This is a genomic window from Flavobacterium aurantiibacter (genome assembly GCF_002251775.1).
Classification (GTDB): domain Bacteria; phylum Bacteroidota; class Bacteroidia; order Flavobacteriales; family Flavobacteriaceae; genus Flavobacterium; species Flavobacterium aurantiibacter.
Genome location: NZ_NOXX01000179.1, coordinates 1 through 16,532 on the forward strand (window position 1 = coordinate 1; position 16,532 = coordinate 16,532).

At 42.0% G+C, this 16,532-nt stretch carries 17 protein-coding genes; 2 read left to right on the forward strand and 15 right to left on the reverse strand.

The genetic code is table 11. The annotated features are described in order from the left end of the window. Window positions 1-837: 837 nt before the first annotated feature. From CHX27_RS05750 to CHX27_RS05795, 10 genes are all read right to left on the reverse strand, one after another. Complete coding sequence (locus CHX27_RS05750) at window positions 838-1,557, reverse strand: DUF4369 domain-containing protein (protein WP_094485808.1); 720 nt, start codon at window positions 1,555-1,557, stop codon at window positions 838-840. Window positions 1,558-1,669: 112 nt separating this feature from the next. Next, entirely contained in the window at window positions 1,670-3,520 is a 1,851-nt protein-coding gene (locus tag CHX27_RS05755; RefSeq protein ID WP_094485842.1) for a M61 family metallopeptidase, read from the reverse strand. Window positions 3,521-3,576: 56 nt separating this feature from the next. Continuing rightward, window positions 3,577-4,506: an alpha/beta hydrolase gene (locus CHX27_RS05760; RefSeq protein ID WP_094485809.1), complete on the reverse strand. Its 930-nt coding sequence runs from the start codon at window positions 4,504-4,506 to the stop codon at window positions 3,577-3,579. Between the two features lie 10 nt (window positions 4,507-4,516). Continuing rightward, on the reverse strand, window positions 4,517-4,801 hold the full coding sequence (locus tag CHX27_RS05765) for a TIGR03643 family protein (protein ID WP_094485810.1): 285 nt from the start codon (window positions 4,799-4,801) through the stop codon (window positions 4,517-4,519). 241 nt (window positions 4,802-5,042) lie between these two features. Then, on the reverse strand, window positions 5,043-5,321 hold the full coding sequence (locus tag CHX27_RS05770) for a DUF2805 domain-containing protein (protein ID WP_094485811.1): 279 nt from the start codon (window positions 5,319-5,321) through the stop codon (window positions 5,043-5,045). Window positions 5,322-5,410: 89 nt separating this feature from the next. Then, the gene (locus CHX27_RS05775; protein ID WP_094485812.1) at window positions 5,411-6,232 is read right to left on the reverse strand and encodes a sterol desaturase family protein; all 822 of its coding nucleotides are present in this window, start codon (window positions 6,230-6,232) and stop codon (window positions 5,411-5,413) included. Window positions 6,233-6,272: 40 nt separating this feature from the next. After that, entirely contained in the window at window positions 6,273-6,869 is a 597-nt protein-coding gene (locus tag CHX27_RS05780; RefSeq protein WP_094485813.1) for an alpha-ketoglutarate-dependent dioxygenase AlkB family protein, read from the reverse strand. 84 nt (window positions 6,870-6,953) lie between these two features. Further along, window positions 6,954-7,862, reverse strand: a complete 909-nt coding sequence (locus CHX27_RS05785) for a DMT family transporter (protein ID WP_094485814.1) — start codon at window positions 7,860-7,862, stop codon at window positions 6,954-6,956. A gap of 31 nt (window positions 7,863-7,893) precedes the next feature. Then, window positions 7,894-8,562: a hypothetical protein gene (locus CHX27_RS05790; protein ID WP_094485815.1), complete on the reverse strand. Its 669-nt coding sequence runs from the start codon at window positions 8,560-8,562 to the stop codon at window positions 7,894-7,896. Window positions 8,563-8,652: 90 nt separating this feature from the next. Then, entirely contained in the window at window positions 8,653-9,234 is a 582-nt protein-coding gene (locus CHX27_RS05795) for a helix-turn-helix domain-containing protein (RefSeq protein WP_094485816.1), read from the reverse strand. A 290-nt stretch (window positions 9,235-9,524) separates the two neighbouring features. On the opposite strand from CHX27_RS05795, the gene CHX27_RS05800 reads away from it, so the two are divergent. Both CHX27_RS05800 and hemN read left to right on the forward strand, forming a co-directional pair. Continuing rightward, window positions 9,525-10,460, forward strand: coding sequence for a peptidoglycan-binding domain-containing protein (locus tag CHX27_RS05800; RefSeq protein ID WP_094485817.1), 936 nt, complete (start codon window positions 9,525-9,527; stop codon window positions 10,458-10,460). A gap of 106 nt (window positions 10,461-10,566) precedes the next feature. Continuing rightward, window positions 10,567-11,916, forward strand: coding sequence for an oxygen-independent coproporphyrinogen III oxidase (gene hemN, locus CHX27_RS05805; RefSeq protein WP_094485818.1), 1,350 nt, complete (start codon window positions 10,567-10,569; stop codon window positions 11,914-11,916). A gap of 330 nt (window positions 11,917-12,246) precedes the next feature. Here the strand turns inward: hemN and CHX27_RS05810 are convergent, their stop codons facing one another. From CHX27_RS05810 to CHX27_RS05830, 5 genes are all read right to left on the reverse strand, one after another. Continuing rightward, entirely contained in the window at window positions 12,247-12,705 is a 459-nt protein-coding gene (locus CHX27_RS05810; RefSeq protein WP_094485819.1) for a hypothetical protein, read from the reverse strand. Between the two features lie 317 nt (window positions 12,706-13,022). Continuing rightward, the gene (locus tag CHX27_RS05815; RefSeq protein ID WP_094485820.1) at window positions 13,023-13,721 is read right to left on the reverse strand and encodes a sulfite exporter TauE/SafE family protein; all 699 of its coding nucleotides are present in this window, start codon (window positions 13,719-13,721) and stop codon (window positions 13,023-13,025) included. Window position 13,722: 1 nt separating this feature from the next. Then, window positions 13,723-14,166 (reverse strand): FixH family protein, encoded by a 444-nt coding sequence (locus CHX27_RS05820; protein WP_094485821.1) that lies wholly within the window; start codon window positions 14,164-14,166, stop codon window positions 13,723-13,725. Between the two features lie 11 nt (window positions 14,167-14,177). Further along, window positions 14,178-15,599: a cytochrome c oxidase accessory protein CcoG gene (gene ccoG, locus CHX27_RS05825; RefSeq protein WP_094485822.1), complete on the reverse strand. Its 1,422-nt coding sequence runs from the start codon at window positions 15,597-15,599 to the stop codon at window positions 14,178-14,180. Between the two features lie 11 nt (window positions 15,600-15,610). Continuing rightward, entirely contained in the window at window positions 15,611-16,531 is a 921-nt protein-coding gene (locus tag CHX27_RS05830; RefSeq protein ID WP_094485823.1) for a cbb3-type cytochrome c oxidase N-terminal domain-containing protein, read from the reverse strand. Between the last annotated feature and the right edge of the window lies 1 nt (window position 16,532).

Below are 16,532 nucleotides of genomic sequence, written 5' to 3' on the forward strand. Positions count from 1 at the left end.
TTTGTAGTATTAAGATTGGAGTATTAAGTATTAAGACTTCGCGACTTTCACCAATTAACGCATCATTTTGCCCGCCTGAGCCCATGTATCGTCTTAGCCTGAGCCTATCGAAGGTTAAATCTTTCAATCTTTCAATCTTTCAATCTCGAAATCTGTGAAATTTACGGTTTTTCCGTAAAATTTATTTCCGGGAATTTCGTACGTGGGAATCGCTCCCCATCCCACCCGCCCCCATCGAGGCGAAGTTTTGAAAAAAAATCGACATACGATTACGGGTTTTCCGCATATTTTTTGAAAACCTCGAAATAAGCAAGGATTTGACATATCGAAAAGTTAAGATGATCCGTAAAGTGGTAATGCTTTTCGCGGCCGTGACTGCAATGAAAATACAGCCGTAACCACGGTGTGTGAAGGCGGTTTTGAAGCAGCGACCAACGGAAGCTGTTGCAAAAGCGTGCCTGAACCACTGCTGTTAGGCTGTATTGCAATGAAAGGCGCGANTGAAAACCTCGAAATAAGCAAGGATTTGACATATCGAAAAGTTAAGATGATCCGTAAAGTGGTAATGCTTTTCGCGGCCGTGACTGCAATGAAAATACAGCCGTAACCACGGTGTGTGAAGGCGGTTTTGAAGCAGCGACCAACGGAAGCTGTTGCAAAAGCGTGCCTGAACCACTGCTGTTAGGCTGTATTGCAATGAAAGGCGCGAAATGCCGCCCAAAAAATCAGTGAGATGATTTGCGTAAACGAAATGTGATTTCGAGAATTCGATATGTTTATGTGGCTAACGGTTCTCTAACATTAATTTCTTCGAGCGCTAGAAGTTGTTTTAGACCATTATTGCTGCTCTATTTGCTTGCGCAGTTCGTACAACTTTTGAAGTTTTTTACCGTCGCGCGTTTTAAGCACTTTTGGATCTAAGTTTTTGTAAATAGTGTCTAAGTATTTGAACGACATATCGTAAAGTTCGGTCGTTACAATGAAGGGAACTACCTCTTTATCGCGGTGGTTTAAAGAGAAGTTGATTCCCATAAGGTATATCTTTTTTACAATATCCTTCGAAGCCTTATCGATGCTGTCTAAACGAAACGTTTTGTTAAATCGTATAGCATTTAAACGCTGTTGCTGCAAGTCGAGATTAATGCTTCTGTATCTCGACTGAATCTTCTTGTACTCTTCCAACAACTTTTGATTTTCACTTCCTGTAATTTTAGCATCGGCGTAAAACGCTTTTAAATTTGTCTCGATGTTAATCTTACCTTTTTCGGCAAAAAATGGAACTACATCGTCTATTGAGTTAGTGACTCCGCGATCCAGAAAAAGAAATAACATTTTAGGCGAATCGAGCTTAACGTCGAATTCAAAGCTCGAATCGCCGTCAACAATAAGTGAATCTATGGTAACTAAGGTGGTATCGGCCTGTTCTTTCAAGTATAGTTTTCCGGTTTTTAAATCTTTAATGGTTCCGGTAACCAGTAAATTTCCGGTTGCTTTCTTGCCGTCTTTACAAGAAACTAGTGCCAACGCCATCAAAGCGCCTATAAAAATGTGTCGCATGCTTGTTAAATTTCGGTTCGCAAAATAACTATTTACGTGTTGATTCACCTACTTTTTCCAAACAAAAAAGCGTCGCTTTTAAGGGCGACGCTTCTAAAATCTTCACGTTAAATTACTTCTTAAGCCATGCTTGTTTAAGACCGTCTTTTGATTTGTCGGTTGCTGCGAATCCGAGTGCTTTTTCTTTTGGAAGAATTATTTTTCCTGTTGCTGTTTTTTCAACACCATCGCGTTTGTATTTAATGGTGATCGCATCATTGTCTTTCCAAGTCTGACTTACATTTATCAAATCGTAGATGTTGTCTAGATTATAATTTACATCATTAAACGCTAGTAAAATATCATTGCCCTGGATTCCTAAACTGGTAAAAAATGATGAAATTTCTGGCAAAGCAAGAAGGTAAATCTCTTTGGTTTGCGGGTTTACGGATATCATTGGACTTTGTCCTTTTATAAGAGGGTTTCCACTAACTTCGGTATCTTGAGGAGTCACGCCAACTTTTGCTAAAATTGCATTGTAATCGATTGGTGTTGTTCCTTGAACGTGCTTGATTAAAAAGTCTTTTACCTCTGGGTACGTGATTTCGGCAATTTTATCGAACAATTCGTTGTCATTGAATGCTTTATTGGTTCCGTAAATTTGCGATAACTTCTGCATCATGTCTAAGATGCCGCGTTGTCCGTTGCTTTTTTCACGGATGATGATGTCGATACACATACCAATGAGCGCGCCTTTTTCGTATACGTTTAGGTATTGCGTTTTGTATGGTTCATCTAATACATTTTTACTCATGACGGTAAACGACATGGAGTCGTCCATCTGTGAAGCATTTTTGATTTTTCCGCTTATTCTTTTGTAGAAGTCTTCTTCAGAAATCAAACCTTGATTGATTTGGAACAAGTTGGCAAAGTACTCGGTAACACCTTCGTACATCCACAAGTGTTCCGACATTTTTGGATTTGCGAAATCGAAGTCTTCAATTTCTTTGGAATGAATGGTTAATGGGGTTACGATATGAAAGAATTCGTGGGAAACCACATCGCGCATCGATTCGTTCATTTGCTCAATAGTAAGAGATTCAGGCATAACCACTGTTGTAGAAGTGGGATGTTCTAATGCGCCAAATCCTTTTGCGTCATCGGCTTGTAAGTCGGATAAATACAGTAATACCGCGTATTTTTTTGTTGCATTAAATTTGCCTAAGAATTGTTTCTGTGCGGTCATCATCCGCTTCATTTCAGGCTCGAGCATCTTAGCGCTGAAGTTCCCTTTCGGGGAATAAACGGCAATTATAATGTCCATATCACCCACTTTGAATGTAGCGTAATCGGATTTGCTGTACATGATCGGATTTTCGATCAGTTCGGCGTAGCGAAAGGCAGTGAATAAATCGGCTGTATTCGATGCATCCGCGTCGGTCATTGATGTAGCACCGTACAAATTTTCTGGATGTGTTACTTTTAATGTGTAAGGAACGCTCATTAAGCCATCCACATACCCTATGAATCCGTGTGTATTTAATAAAAAGTTAGCACCTTCCAAGATATTGGTTCCAGCTGGTGAGAAAATTTCTTCACCAAATTGTCCGCCTTTTTCTTGATCGAAAGTATCGTTTACGTAATAGGTAATCGATTTAAGGTTTTTAGCATCGCTGATTTTATACGAGTTTTCGTCGATTTTCTCTACTTTAAGATCGTTGTTCTTCTTGTCTACAGCTTTGAAATCGAAGACGTATTTCCCGTAGTTTGCCGTGGAATATGTTCCGGGAATGGTTTTAGGTAAACGATAAACAATTTCCGAACCAAGTTTACCTTCGAAAGTAACCTGAACGGCCAATGCATCGTTTTTAACTTCGTTTAAATTGATCGAAGCATTAATTTTTGTGACTCCCGATTTTTGTGCCAGGACAGCTTGTTGCCCCATACCACAAACGAGAACAACGGCTAGAAGTAGCTTTTTCATGTACGTTCTTGATTTTAGATTTTCAAGTAAGTACACCTTTTGAGCTAATTGTTACACTATTTGTTGCAGAATGTGAAAACAGCAGAAATCAATTCGGGCGATATCGCTTTTGTTTGGTCGTTGTAAGAAGCTACATTTTCTTCTTGCGAATTCACGATTTTTAAAACGTGATTCATTTTTTCGATCAAGACGGGCTTGTCGACTTTAGCGGCTGTGGCCAATAGGTTAGCGTCGGAAGTTGGAACTTGTAAATCGGCCGTTCCTTGGACAATTAAAATAGGTGCAGTTACTTTTGCTATTTCAGCCGACGGGTTGTACTTAAGCCAACTGATGAGGTAGGGTTGTACCGACTCGCGAAAAATGCTTGCCAACATCTGATTTTCAAGCTTAAATGTTTCTCCTTTGTTTAGTTTATCGACGGCTTTTTGAACATCTTCTCGTAAAAACGGAGCCTGTTTTGCGATTTGCTCTACCAGAAGAACGCCCGCTGCTTGAGCCGGACCGGCAAGCGATACGTAGCCACGGAGTTTTGTTAATTTTGGATCTTGCGCAGTAACCGACATCACTAAAGCACCTTCGCTGTGGCCGAGTAGGTAAATTTTCTTTATCTGTTGCTGTTGTTGAAAATAGAGTGCTACTGCTTTTGCATCGGTAATCATGTCTTCAAAATTCAGAGCTGCTTCGTCGAAATCTGGATTTTTAGCGAGTACAAAGAAACGTTTATCGTAACTAAAAACAGCGATTCCTTTTTTGGCAAGTTCCTCAGCAAAAAACTTGATGCTGTTGCTTTCTGCTCCGTATTGGTTTCCGAAGCGATCGGTTGGTCCGCTTCCTACTGAAACGATTAGTACTGAATTGTAATTGGCGTTGTTTGAAAATAACGTGCCCGTAATGAGGTCGTTGATTTTAATTTCAGTTTGAGAAACGGATTGCGCAAGACTTAATGAACTGCACAAAAGCAAGGCAGTTTTGAGGAATTTCGACATGTTTAGGAACTTAGCGTTTGCTAATTTTGTTGTTAGAGATGTTTCGTTGGCGCGTGCATTTGAATCGATCAACGTCGTCGGTTCGAAGTTTTGCGTGTTTTGTTGCACGACCTTGAACGCGTTCACGCCACAGACGGAAGCTCGATGGCTTCATTTCCCGGCGCATAATCTCGATGGTTTCTTGTTCTGAAATACCAAATTGAAGTTTAATGGCGTCGAAAGGAGTTCGGTCTTCCCATGCCATTTCAATAATCCGATCTATTTGGATTTCCGATAAATCTTTATAGGTTTTCATGTCTGTAAAGATACAAACTAATCAACGTTTGTTCAACATAAAAATCCTTGTTAGATCGCTGAACCTGATATAACTACATTATTCATGGAAAATTCTCGACTACTATTTTTTGATGCTAACCGTTTTAATAGCAGCTTTCGTCGTTGTGTTTTTTTTTGATATCTCGGCTTCCCAAAGAAAATACTCTTAAGAATCAACTATTTAGATGATTTCTGCCTTCGATTTTTCCATCGAACTCGCGTTAATCAAATTTATTTTTGATATAATATTTACCGTCTAATTCGTCGTCAAAATCGTCGTAACGAATGGGTTTTGGTTTAGGTTTTGCCGCTTGGGCTTTCTTTTTCCAAAGTTCGAACTTGTCTGCAGTGAGTTTCGATTTCATAAAATCAATCGTTTCATTTGCCGACCAACCAAAGTCTTTTTTTATGATTTCCAGCGGATTCTTTTCCTCGAGTGCCAGACTCATAACTTTTTCAATTTGCTCGCGAGTCAAATCGCTGTGTTTACTCTTTTTCATTGCAGAAAACTCAAATCAAAATCAAAATGTTGTCAATAGTATCCCAATATTACTAAAAAATTGATTTTAGTGTATCAGCTTTGTGAAAATTATTTTGCTTGTCGCTTTTTTTGGAAGGGAATGATAAGTAAATTACGTAAAGTGCTGTGATCGTTTTTGTTAGGGTGCGTGTCTAGACCGAAATCAATCTGACCCGGAGCTAAATGCATGTAGGTACCAAATACGTAATCCCAGGTTGAAAAGATGTTTCCATAATTCGAATCGGTATGTGGCAAATACATGTGGTGGTGTACTTTGTGAAAATCGGGCGTTACAAATAATTTGTTGAGCACGTTTTCAAGCTTCCGCGGAAGCGAAATATTTGCGTGATTAAACTGACTAAAAACCACGGAAAGCGACTGATACAGAAAAACCATCCACATCGGTGTTCCGAGCAGCAACACCCCAAAGACGGTAAATAAAAAACGGATGACACTTTCTCCCGGATGATGCCTGTTGGCCGAAGTAGTATCCAAATAAACATCGGTGTGATGAATGATGTGAAAACGCCACAACGGCGCCAATTTGTGCTGTGTAAAATGAGCTAAATACGCTCCAAAAAAGTCGAGTAAAAAAATACCGACAAACGTGTACAGCCAAAGTGGTATTTCGGGTAAGACGTGCAGCAAGCCAAAATCGTATTTGCGCGTGAGGTTTGCGGCTTCCAACAACAGAAACGCCAAAACAAAATTCACTAAAATGGTTGTCCCCGTAAAAACAAAGTTAATAGCAGCATGCGACCATTTTTTGTAAGCAAAATTCGCGGCGGGTTTTACGTTTTCGATTAGCCAAAAAAGAGCAATTCCGCCAGCTAAAATACCGGCTCTGTGGTACGATTCTATATGTTTAAAGAACTCAACGATAGCTTCCATGAAATTGATACATTTTTTCAAATATACCAATTTATACAAATCACTTTAGTTCTCTGAAAGTAAGGTTAATTCGAGGGCCAACCTCTTTGGTAGTTTTTGGAATCTGGTGTTTCCAGAAGTGTTGCATACTGCCTTTCATCAGTAATAAACTGCCGTCTTCTAGCTCCAGATTTATTTTTTGATCGCTCAGTGTATTGTGCTTGAGTTGAAACTTCCGACTAGCGCCGAAACTCAGCGAAGCGATTACTGGATTTCGTCCCAACGCACTTTCGTTATCGGCGTGCCAACCGTTACTGTCGGCGCCGTTGCGGTATAAGTTTAACAGTACCGTTGAAAATGAGTTTTCAGCACGTTGCTCGACCAGCTCTTTTAAATGCATAAGCATTGGTGTCCAACGGTGTGGTTGCATCACAATACCCGAGTAGCCGTATGGCTTTCCTTCATTTCCATAAAGCGCTGTTAATCGCGGTTGTTGGTACATTTTTCCAAAGATTCGAATCGGATCCGATTGCCAAAGCGTTTCGTGCAGTAATTTCTCAAATAATGCAGCACATTCATCTTTACTAATAAATCCTGGAATGTAAACCAATTCGCCGTCAGGAATATCAAAATATATCGGATCTGGTGCAAATAACATATTTATCGGAACTTCAATGCAAATTATTGTATCTATCGTCTTAAACTACTCAAACCAAAAGCTCGTGCTTTTATAAAATTCGTATTATCCGAGTTTTGCTTTTCGGTTTATCAGTACAACCGCAATTAAAATTAAGATAATTCCCAACCACTGGAAACCACTTACACTTTCGTTCAGTAAAAAGAAAGCCATCAAAACCGAAACAGGCAATTCGAGCGAAGCTACAATACTTCCTAAACCGATTCCTGTGAGCGGAAATCCTTTATTCAATAAAATCGGTGGAATAACTGTGCCGAATAAAGCGAGTATAATTCCCCAAGTGTAAAATATTTCAAAATTAAAGGGTGTAGATTGTGTGGCGAGGGCAAACGGAAAAACCATGCAAGCACCGCCAATGAGCATCCAAAAGCTCCGTTTTTCGGAAGCTGCACCCGTTGCAATACTGTTTGCAGTAAACATGGTTGTAGTGAACGAACAGGCTGCTAGAAATCCGAGTACGAGTCCGCGCCAATCCGGAATGTCTTGTGCTTCAAAAGCTTTCGTGGCAAGCAAGGTTCCGAATAAAACCACGGCGATAGCGAGCAGTTTAGCAGTCGATGGTTTTTGCTTGCGCAGAAGAGCCTCTAAAGCTACGCCAATCCATACCGTTTGCATCAACAAAACAATGGCAATGGAAACCGGAATAAATTTAACCGATAGATAATAAAAAATGCTGGTAAGTCCCGTAGAAGTACCCGCAATGATTAGTGATTTTATTTCTTTGGATGTCGGACTCGGTTTTTGAATTTTCGATTTGCCATTGATCCAAACAAGAAGTGCCGTGAAAAGAATTCCTAATGCGAATTGCGAAGTAGTAACCTCAGCAGTTGTAAAACCTATGCCGCTATCCGATTTATCTGCGTAAGCAAGTTTAACAAAAGTGGCCAGCATGCCGTAAACTGCCGCACCTGCTCCTACAAACAGCACTCCTTTCAATATATTTTTTTGTTCCATGCGAAAAATTAAGTTCGCAAAGGTACTTTTTTCAGCTATTGAAAAACTTAATACGTTCCATTCGCATTCCAAAAGGTACGTTTCCGCTCGGAAAGGTGTACGAAACCGATTTGCCAACTTTGAGTTTTACGGCTTGTTCGCCCGGCGTTGCAGCAATATTGGCGTCGAGTGCGGCTTCCCATTTTTGGTCGATGGTTATTTCAACGGCACCGTAATACAGTTCAGTAATCATATACGCACGTCGTAATCCGGTGCGGTATTTGTCCCAGTTTTTTGCTTTGAGCTGATCGAGTAGTCGGTCGATGATGATGCGATCGCGGTTCGGAATACTTTTGCCAGTGGCCTCCAAAACCGAGAATCGCGCATTTTTAACCATGTCTAACTTCGCATCGAGTTTGGCTAACTGCGGAATCCCCAGTTGTATGGCATCGTCGGTTTCAAGTTCTACACTTTCCTGACTAAAAGCAGCTTCAATACGCGGTAATGTTCTGAATCGCTCTAAGTACTCGTCGCATTCGTCTAAACTGATTAAATCCTCAGCTACAAACGCATTGAAGATATAATTCGGCATACCTTTTCGTTCAAACGAGGGTTTATCAAACCAACCGCCGTCCCAGACGCATTTTCCGAGGGTTAAGTCGGCTAATGCTGCCGGAATTAGCTCTACATCGTATTTTCTGTAAAAGTCTCTTGCATTCATAAACGTTCGTATTAGGTTTTTATCTTACGAAGGACGGAAAGTATTGGCAAAAAAAAATCCCTACAAGTAGGGATTTTTAGCTTTTCGAAGTTATATTTTAATATGACCCCAATTTTCGCCTTTCTTAATTCGGAACAACTGCATTTCGCTGATGTTGAATTGTCTAGCAAGGGCACGCAATTTAATCTTGCGATTTGGATCAGCTAAGATTTTTTTCAACTTCACTACATTGGCAACAGTTAATTTACGACCGTCGCTTTTAATGTTGTGCTGAATGAGTTTGCGTCTAGCTTCTTGTACATGCGGACTTTTGTTTCCGTGGTCAAGCATTTCTTGATATGTTGCAAACTTCAAGTTCTCAAGTCGGTCGTTTGCACGCTTGTAATCCAAGTGCAAAACGTAGGTGTGATCTTCGCTAGGTCTTTCCAAGAAAGCCTCTGCTACTAGTTTACCTACAAAAAATACCTTCGACTTTGGACTAACATCGTCGTTCACTTTTACCGGTAGCACACGATAGCCATCGCGCTCACCGCCTTTTAAAATTTTACCGTCTGTCATTTCTCTGGAAAAACTTAAAATTCTTCCAAAATTCGAAACAGCATAACGAACTCGTGTCTTGTGACCTAGGAAAATCTCCCTAAACTCTTCTCCAGATAATCTTCTGTATCTCATAAGGTTCTTTTTTTGTTTGGTTATTCTTAATTAGTTAGAGGGTTTAACTTTGAAAAAAAATTGAATAATTGTTAATATTTAAATCATTAATAAATAAACACACGTATACTCAAAAATAAATTCAAAACAAAGTTACGATTCCAAATGTTAAAAACAACATGTATTTCATCGAAAAAAGGTTTTTCCGTAAAGAAAACTAAGTTTTTTTTCGTAAGGAAGCGTATTTGCTGAGTCGAGCAGCAAAATAAATTTTGTTTAACGATGTAAAAATGAGTAAATTCCTCCGTTAAATGAAGATATTTATGCAAATTTTCACATTTTCAGCAAGCCAGCTACGGCAACTTTTGGAGCTAAATAGCTTTCCTTATTCCAGAACCGAAAAGCTCATTTTTGGATTGAGAGGCTGCCTCGCAACAGCAGCTAATCCCGCTAGTTTTAAGACGGAGCACAAAATCCAAGCCACCGAAGTCAATTACGAAAATCCGCGTTGCCTAATTGGTATTTTTAATCCACTTACCGAAAAAATGGCTCTCTATCCGGGCAGTACCGTTCCGCACTTAAAATACATGAAAAAGCAACAGGCAGGAACAGGGCGCGCCAATGCCATGCAATCCGGATTTTACGCCTATTACGAAAAAGGTTTTCACAATCCAAGTATCAACGGCGCACATCAAGCCCTGCGTTTAGCTACTAATATTGTGTTGCGACGAACTACGAACGATCTAGTTTTTGCCAACGACGATGCTATTGAAATCGGTAACCCAAACGACAACATTCACGCAGCCTACGGCGAAAGTCTTTCCGGAGGGTACAGCAGCGCAGGTTGCCAAGTAATTTTAGGGCTTCCGAATTCAAAAGGTCGGAATTTTGCACCCAACACCAGCTACTGGAAACTCTTTCACGATGCCGTTTACAAAGATTCCCCAGCGCAAAATCGTTTCTGTTACGCCTTGTTTCGCGGTGCCGACGCCCAGTTTATCGCGCAAAATCCCGAGGCAATACAAATTCGTTTGCGTTTCGGTTCTAAAGGTCCGCATGTGATTCAACTCCAAAAACGATTGCAAGAACTCGGATTGTTTCAAACCAATATCGACGGCGATTTCGGAAGAAACACCTTGCTCGCCGTTCTCGCGTTCCAAAAACTACACTTTCCCGCAAAAGATATCGATGGAGTAGTGGGAAAACAAACAGCTCTGAAACTAAATTTGAATTTACCTACGCTGTAGTTTTTGCGAATACTGTGCGTTCAAGAAATGACATGAACAGTCTTCTAAGCTGATAATTGTCATATTTTCATGCGATTGCCGCCGCTACATTTGCTCAAAAAAGATCATGAATCTCTTTGATAAATACAATACGGCTGCACCGCGCTACACCAGTTATCCCACTGTTCCCTATTGGGATGAAACTACTTTTTCGACCGCAGTAGCTCTTGAACGCCTGCAACAACAACTCGAAACCGAAAACTCCATTAGTTTGTACATTCACTTGCCTTTTTGTGAGCGTTTGTGCACATTTTGCGGTTGCCACAAGTACATTACGAAACGGCACGAGGTCGAGCAACCTTATATAGAAGCGCTGCTTAAAGAGTGGCATCTTTACCTCGAATTACTGCCCGCAAAACCTGTTTTGAAAGAACTGCACTTGGGCGGAGGCACCCCAACTTTTTTTAGTCCGTTGTCGTTAGAGCACTTGCTTACCGAAATTACCAGCTCCGTTGAAGTCGATGCAACTGCCGAACTCGGTTTCGAAGGACATCCGCATTCCACCTCCGCACAGCATTTACGCGCGTTGCGACGCTTCGGATTTACGCGCGTTAGCTTTGGCGTTCAAGATTATAATCCGCATATACAACAAGCTATAAACCGACAGCAAACCTTTAACGAAGTGGCTAAAGTGAGTTTCATGGCGCGCGAATTGGGCTACAAAAGCGTTTCGCACGATCTGGTGTACGGACTTCCCTTTCAGTGTGAAAACGATATTATCGACAGCATCGAAAAAACCACCATTCTACGTCCGGATCGGATTTCGCTGTACAGCTACGCACACGTGCCCTGGGTAAAAGGTACCGGACAACGCGGCTTTAAAACATCCGATTTGCCCGAGGGCGCTCAAAAACGCAAGCTGTACGAAATTGCCCGAGAACTCTTGCTCGAAAACGATTATGTGGAAATTGGCATGGACCATTTTGCGCTTCGCACCGACGATTTGTTTCACGACAGTGTAACCGGACAGCTTCACCGAAATTTTATGGGTTATACAACCGCTAAAGCCGCCGTGCAATTGGGTTTGGGCGTTTCGGCTATCGGAAATTCCAAGGCGGCTTTTATGCAAAACACCAAAGATTTGAAAACGTATTATAAATTACTCGAAAGCAATACGTTACCTGTTGTAAAAGGGCATTTACTCAGCAGTGAAGATCTGTGCATACAGCAACACATTTTAAACCTCATGTGCCAGTTACAAACCACTTGGACCGACGAGCTGTTTCGGTACATAGATTTTCAAACCTTAAAAAGCAGTTTGCGAACTTTTGTTGCAGATGGTTTGCTCGAGCTTACCGAAACGGGTATGCAGGTTTTAGAGGCCGGCCGACCCTTTTTGCGAAACATTTGTATGGCTTTCGATTTGCGGTTGCAGCGAAAATGGCCCGATACCAAACTGTTCTCCTCGGCAGTTTAGGATTTATTTTTTAGGGCACATCCTGCCCTGAAAAATCTGTAAGCGCGTATTTTAGATCCGCGCGAAAAAATCGTTTACGGCAGGTCGGGCTGTTCACTGCAAGGCGCACCCGCAAGCGGCGTTTCAGCCGCGTTTTGGTTCGGCTTCTTGGGTCGCCGCCCCGCAACGGGCTTCAATTGCCGTTTGCTGGCACGGCTTTCCGTTGCCATCCCTTGTGCGGAAATGCGTGCAAAACGTGTCGTACAGTAAATTTTGAGAATTCGTGTACGCACAGATAGGAGCGTTAAACGCTTTTACCTTTTATTGATGCGTAATTATTTTCGTTTTAGCCTAAACATTCAAATCCAGTTGTCGGTTTTCGGCGGCCGCTTTTTCGTCTTTTACATGTCCGATTGCAAAGCCTATCGACATACCAAACGGAAATCCTAAACCGAGCAGGCCCATATTGTTGGCCAAAGTACCAATAGCAACGCCAATCGGTATGCCAAAGGCGCTCATGCCAAAAAGTGTAAACAATACGCGGTAATGATTTTTTGGCACCCATTTGAGCTCTTTTTTTACCTGTTGCAAAATTTGCGCCTGACTTTTAGCGATGGGTTTTAGTAACTGATTTTCGGGCAATACCGTTGCGTTAATGCGTTCGATGAGCTCGTTTACAAAGGTCTCAGTGCTTTCGGGCATTGCGCGTTTACTGAGCTCGCCGAGTAATTTCTCGAAAACGGCAACCGCTTTTATTGCTTTTACACTAAGGTTTTCGCGGTTTCGGACTTGAAGAGGTTTCAATGACATTGGTATGAGGGCTTGTGATTGAGTTTCGTGTAAAGATACGAGTCATTTTTTTTTAAAAGCAAGTTAACGCAGGTGCATTACCTTTTTCACTAAAAGTAAGATTATGATTTTTACGGTAACGACATTCCGGCCCCGATTGCAGTGGAAATAACGCTGAAGCAGTGGCGTGTGCGGGCGTTTTTAGCGCGGCGACCAACGGAAGCCCCGCAGAAAACTGCCCAAACCGCCGGCGCAAAAGCGGTATTGCAACGAAAAGCGGGAATAGCCGCATGAAAATTAAAAAATAGAAAGGGCGAAAAAACGTTTTTGTGTTTCTGTTAGCGACAGTTGGGTTGTTGCATCACTACTAACTCGAGATTGCTAGGTGAGAGGTACGGAATGCCAAATCCGAGGCCTTTTAAGATAAACCAAACTCCTAAAATTGCAATGAAAATGGGTATTAACGCATTGGAGCGGCGCATTAATAAACTAGCGGAAGAAAGTAATAATGTTGTGGCGCTCATTAACGGCATGGTTCCTAAACCAAATAAGAGCATGTATGTCATGCTATCGGCTAGGTTTCCGGTGGCTAAAGCGCCAAATAACGCCATGTAAATCATGCCACACGGTAAAAATCCGTTTAAGAGTCCGATGGAAAATGCTTTAATAAACGGGTGTTTCGGTAAATACGGCAATACGCGCGCTCGTACATGCTGAAAACCTTTCATGCTTCGTGCGGCTCCGAAAAGTGCTACAAATCGTTTTTCGCTAAGCAACACGTAAAGCAACATTAAAATGCCTACCGAAATGGCCATTTGCTGCTGCCATTTTCCGACGCCCATACTATTGCCAATTAAGCCAAAAAGTAAACCCATTAAAACGTATGTAGTTGTTTTGCCAACTAAATAGGTGGTTAAACGAGAAATACGTTCGCGTTCCGAAACGGGTTGCCCAACAGCGAACCAACTTAAGGGGCCGCACATACCCACGCAATGCAACGACGAAATGAGTCCGAGTATAAAAGCGGTTGCTAGCATTTTAGTTGAGGTAAAGTTCTTTTTTAATGCGCAGTTGCTTGCCGTTTTGTTGCCATTCGAGCGTTATGTACCACAAGCCAGTTTGTAGTTTTCCGCGCGGAATAACCAAAGATTCGCCTGCTTTTAGTTGTATCGGAATGGTGAAATCGGCTTTTTTGCTCGACGGTCTTAAAAACGATGCTGTTCCGCTGATGTTTTCGGATTTTGCTTGAAAATCGATTTCTAAGGAAACGTTTGTTTGCCGGAAAATCGGTTCTTCGGAAGCTGAAACCGCCGATTCTTCCTCGAATTGTTTGTTGATTTTCTTTTCTTGTCGGTAGTAATCTTCCAACATCAACTCGTGATCGTATTTGCTGTCGATTTGCACTTTAACAACAAAGTATAAAATGAACGCAATGAAGCAGGCAAACGCTAGTAGTACGTAACGGGATGCATTTGTTTTCATAAGTTTAATTTTTAAAAGTATTCTCGCGGACCCAAAAACTCGGTTGTGGCGTCTTCGATTTTCTTGCCGTTGGCCCAGATTTCGATACGTAGCTGCGTTTTTTCGCCTTTGAGTTCGGTTTCAGGAATTCGAATAAAGAAAGTTCCTTTGGATAGTTTTTCGCTTCCGATAATAAACGAACTGCCGCCAACGCGATTGATTTGTGCATGTGGATAGGCAATGCGCAGTTCGGTATTTCGGAAGTCGTGCGTAGTCTTGTTGACAATTTTGTAAGTGAAGACATTTTCAATGTACGTTCCTTGATGTTGGAACAGTTGTCCGGGAAGTCGGAGCACCGTGGCTTCGACCTCGTTGCGTTGTTGCAGCGTTACTCCTAAAACAACGAGTAAAACGGCAAGAACAGCGGCATAGGCTTTCATTCGAACAGTAAATACAAACGGCGTCTGATTTTCAATTTCTTTTTCGCTGGCGTAGCGTATGAGTCCTTTTGGTAAGCCCACGTGCTGCATGATGCTGTCGCACTCGTCGATGCAAGCCGTACAATTGGTGCATTCGAGTTGCACGCCGTTTCGGATATCGATTCCAGTCGGACACACAAAAACGCATTGTTTACAGTCGATGCAGTCGCCTTTTCCGCTGTTGCTGCGGTCTTCGTTTTTATTGAATTTGAATCGACCTACTTCTTTTTCGCCGCGTTTATGGTCGTACATCACGTTAACGGTTTTGTCGTCTACCAATACACCTTGCATTCTGCCATACGGGCAAACAATGAGGCAAACTTGTTCGCGAAACCAAACATAAATGAAGTAGAAAACCGCTGTGAAAATGAGTAACGAGATAAACGTTCCGAGGTTGTTTGCGGGTCCGGTTTCTACCAATTTGTACAATTCGTTACTTCCGATGAGGTAGGCGAGAAATACGTTGGCAATCCAGAACGAAATCACGGCAAACAGAAACCACTTGAGCAGGCGTTTTCTGATTTTTTCGGCTGTCCACGGCATTTTATCCAGCTGCATTTGCGCGGCACGATCGCCGTCGATCCAGAATTCGATTCGTCGGAACAGCATTTCCATAAAAATGGTTTGTGGGCAAAACCAGCCGCAGAAGATGCGTCCGAATGCCACGGTAAATAGCGCTAATCCAACTACGCCAATAATCATTACCAGAACGAAAATGTGGAAGTCTTGTGGCCAAAACGGGAATCCGAATAAGGAGAATCGGCGTTCCAGGACGTTAAACATCAGAAATTGCTGTCCGTTTACATGAATGAAAGGTGCGCTAAAGAGAAACGCAAGCAATAAGTAACTCAGTGCTTTGCGTCGGTTGTACCATTTTCCTTTCGGAATTTTGGGATATATCCAAGCGCGTTTTCCTGCGGCGTTTACTGTGCTGATGGCGTCTCTAAAACTGCTGTCGGTTGAATTTGCAGCCATTTTTGGCGATATTAGGGTTGAAGTGCTGCGACTGATTTCTCTTTGGCTGTGTTTTCGTCGGCGAGTTTGGCTTCGGGTTCGGCGGCTTTAGCATCTTTTGGATTGCTGCCTTGAAGCGATAAAACATAGCTCGCTACTTTTTGGATTTCGGTAGGTTTTATCACGGCTTTCCAAGCAACCATGCCCTTGCCGTCGCGTCCGCCTTCCATCACCGTGTTGAAAACGTTTTTAATGCCTCCGCCGAGAATCCAATAGTTGTCGGTTAAATTCGGACCAATTTGTCCGCCTGCATCAGCTCGATGGCACGCTACACAGTTGGTTTGAAAAATAGCTTTACCTTCGGCTAGATCTTTGGCGTCGGTAAGTAAAGTAACTTTTTCTTTATCCATTAAATCGGGAGCGGTTTTTAAGTACTGTTCTACTTCCTGCTGCGCTACTGCCATTTCGGTGGTAAATTCTTGCGCTTGGTTGTAATCGCCGACCACGTGAAAGCGAACCAGATAAATCAGGCCGAAAACAATAGTAATGTAAAAGGAGTACACCCACCACGGCGGAAGTTCATTGTCGAGTTCTTTGATACCGTCGTAGTTGTGATCGAGCAGTAATTCGCCTTCCTGCGCCAGAGGTTTTGATTTGGTGAGACGCTGTTTCCATTTTTTAAAAAACGGACTCTCGAGTAAAGGAAGTGCTTCGAGCGCATCGATTTTCTCTTGTTCTTCCTTGCTTAAAAGCATGTATTTAATGGTAGCGAGCGCTTTGAACAGCATTTCGATGCAAAGCAAAATCACAAAGAACACCAAAAGCGAAAGCGTTACCATTGGGTATTTTATAAAGGCGGGCATACTACCGGTATCGAGCACGTATTCGGTTCCGCCAACAGCCAATCCGAAGAAAAAGCTGATTCGTAACAGAGGAATTAAATTAGTTTTCATG

Excerpts from the sequence above, each read along its gene's own strand:
- CHX27_RS05750 (WP_094485808.1), bottom strand. The coding sequence starts at position 1,557 with ATGCGACACATTTTTATAGGCGCTTTGATGGCGTTGGCACTAGTTTCT.
- CHX27_RS05755 (WP_094485842.1), bottom strand. The coding sequence starts at position 3,520 with ATGAAAAAGCTACTTCTAGCCGTTGTTCTCGTTTGTGGTATGGGGCAA.
- CHX27_RS05760 (WP_094485809.1), bottom strand. The coding sequence starts at position 4,506 with ATGTCGAAATTCCTCAAAACTGCCTTGCTTTTGTGCAGTTCATTAAGT.
- CHX27_RS05765 (WP_094485810.1), bottom strand. The coding sequence starts at position 4,801 with ATGAAAACCTATAAAGATTTATCGGAAATCCAAATAGATCGGATTATT.
- CHX27_RS05770 (WP_094485811.1), bottom strand. The coding sequence starts at position 5,321 with ATGAAAAAGAGTAAACACAGCGATTTGACTCGCGAGCAAATTGAAAAA.
- CHX27_RS05775 (WP_094485812.1), bottom strand. The coding sequence starts at position 6,232 with ATGGAAGCTATCGTTGAGTTCTTTAAACATATAGAATCGTACCACAGA.
- CHX27_RS05780 (WP_094485813.1), bottom strand. The coding sequence starts at position 6,869 with ATGTTATTTGCACCAGATCCGATATATTTTGATATTCCTGACGGCGAA.
- CHX27_RS05785 (WP_094485814.1), bottom strand. The coding sequence starts at position 7,862 with ATGGAACAAAAAAATATATTGAAAGGAGTGCTGTTTGTAGGAGCAGGT.
- CHX27_RS05790 (WP_094485815.1), bottom strand. The coding sequence starts at position 8,562 with ATGAATGCAAGAGACTTTTACAGAAAATACGATGTAGAGCTAATTCCG.
- CHX27_RS05795 (WP_094485816.1), bottom strand. The coding sequence starts at position 9,234 with ATGAGATACAGAAGATTATCTGGAGAAGAGTTTAGGGAGATTTTCCTA.
- CHX27_RS05800 (WP_094485817.1), top strand. The coding sequence starts at position 9,525 with ATGAAGATATTTATGCAAATTTTCACATTTTCAGCAAGCCAGCTACGG.
- hemN (WP_094485818.1), top strand. The coding sequence starts at position 10,567 with ATGAATCTCTTTGATAAATACAATACGGCTGCACCGCGCTACACCAGT.
- CHX27_RS05810 (WP_094485819.1), bottom strand. The coding sequence starts at position 12,705 with ATGTCATTGAAACCTCTTCAAGTCCGAAACCGCGAAAACCTTAGTGTA.
- CHX27_RS05815 (WP_094485820.1), bottom strand. The coding sequence starts at position 13,721 with ATGCTAGCAACCGCTTTTATACTCGGACTCATTTCGTCGTTGCATTGC.
- CHX27_RS05820 (WP_094485821.1), bottom strand. The coding sequence starts at position 14,166 with ATGAAAACAAATGCATCCCGTTACGTACTACTAGCGTTTGCCTGCTTC.
- ccoG (WP_094485822.1), bottom strand. The coding sequence starts at position 15,599 with ATGGCTGCAAATTCAACCGACAGCAGTTTTAGAGACGCCATCAGCACA.
- CHX27_RS05830 (WP_094485823.1), bottom strand. The coding sequence starts at position 16,531 with ATGAAAACTAATTTAATTCCTCTGTTACGAATCAGCTTTTTCTTCGGA.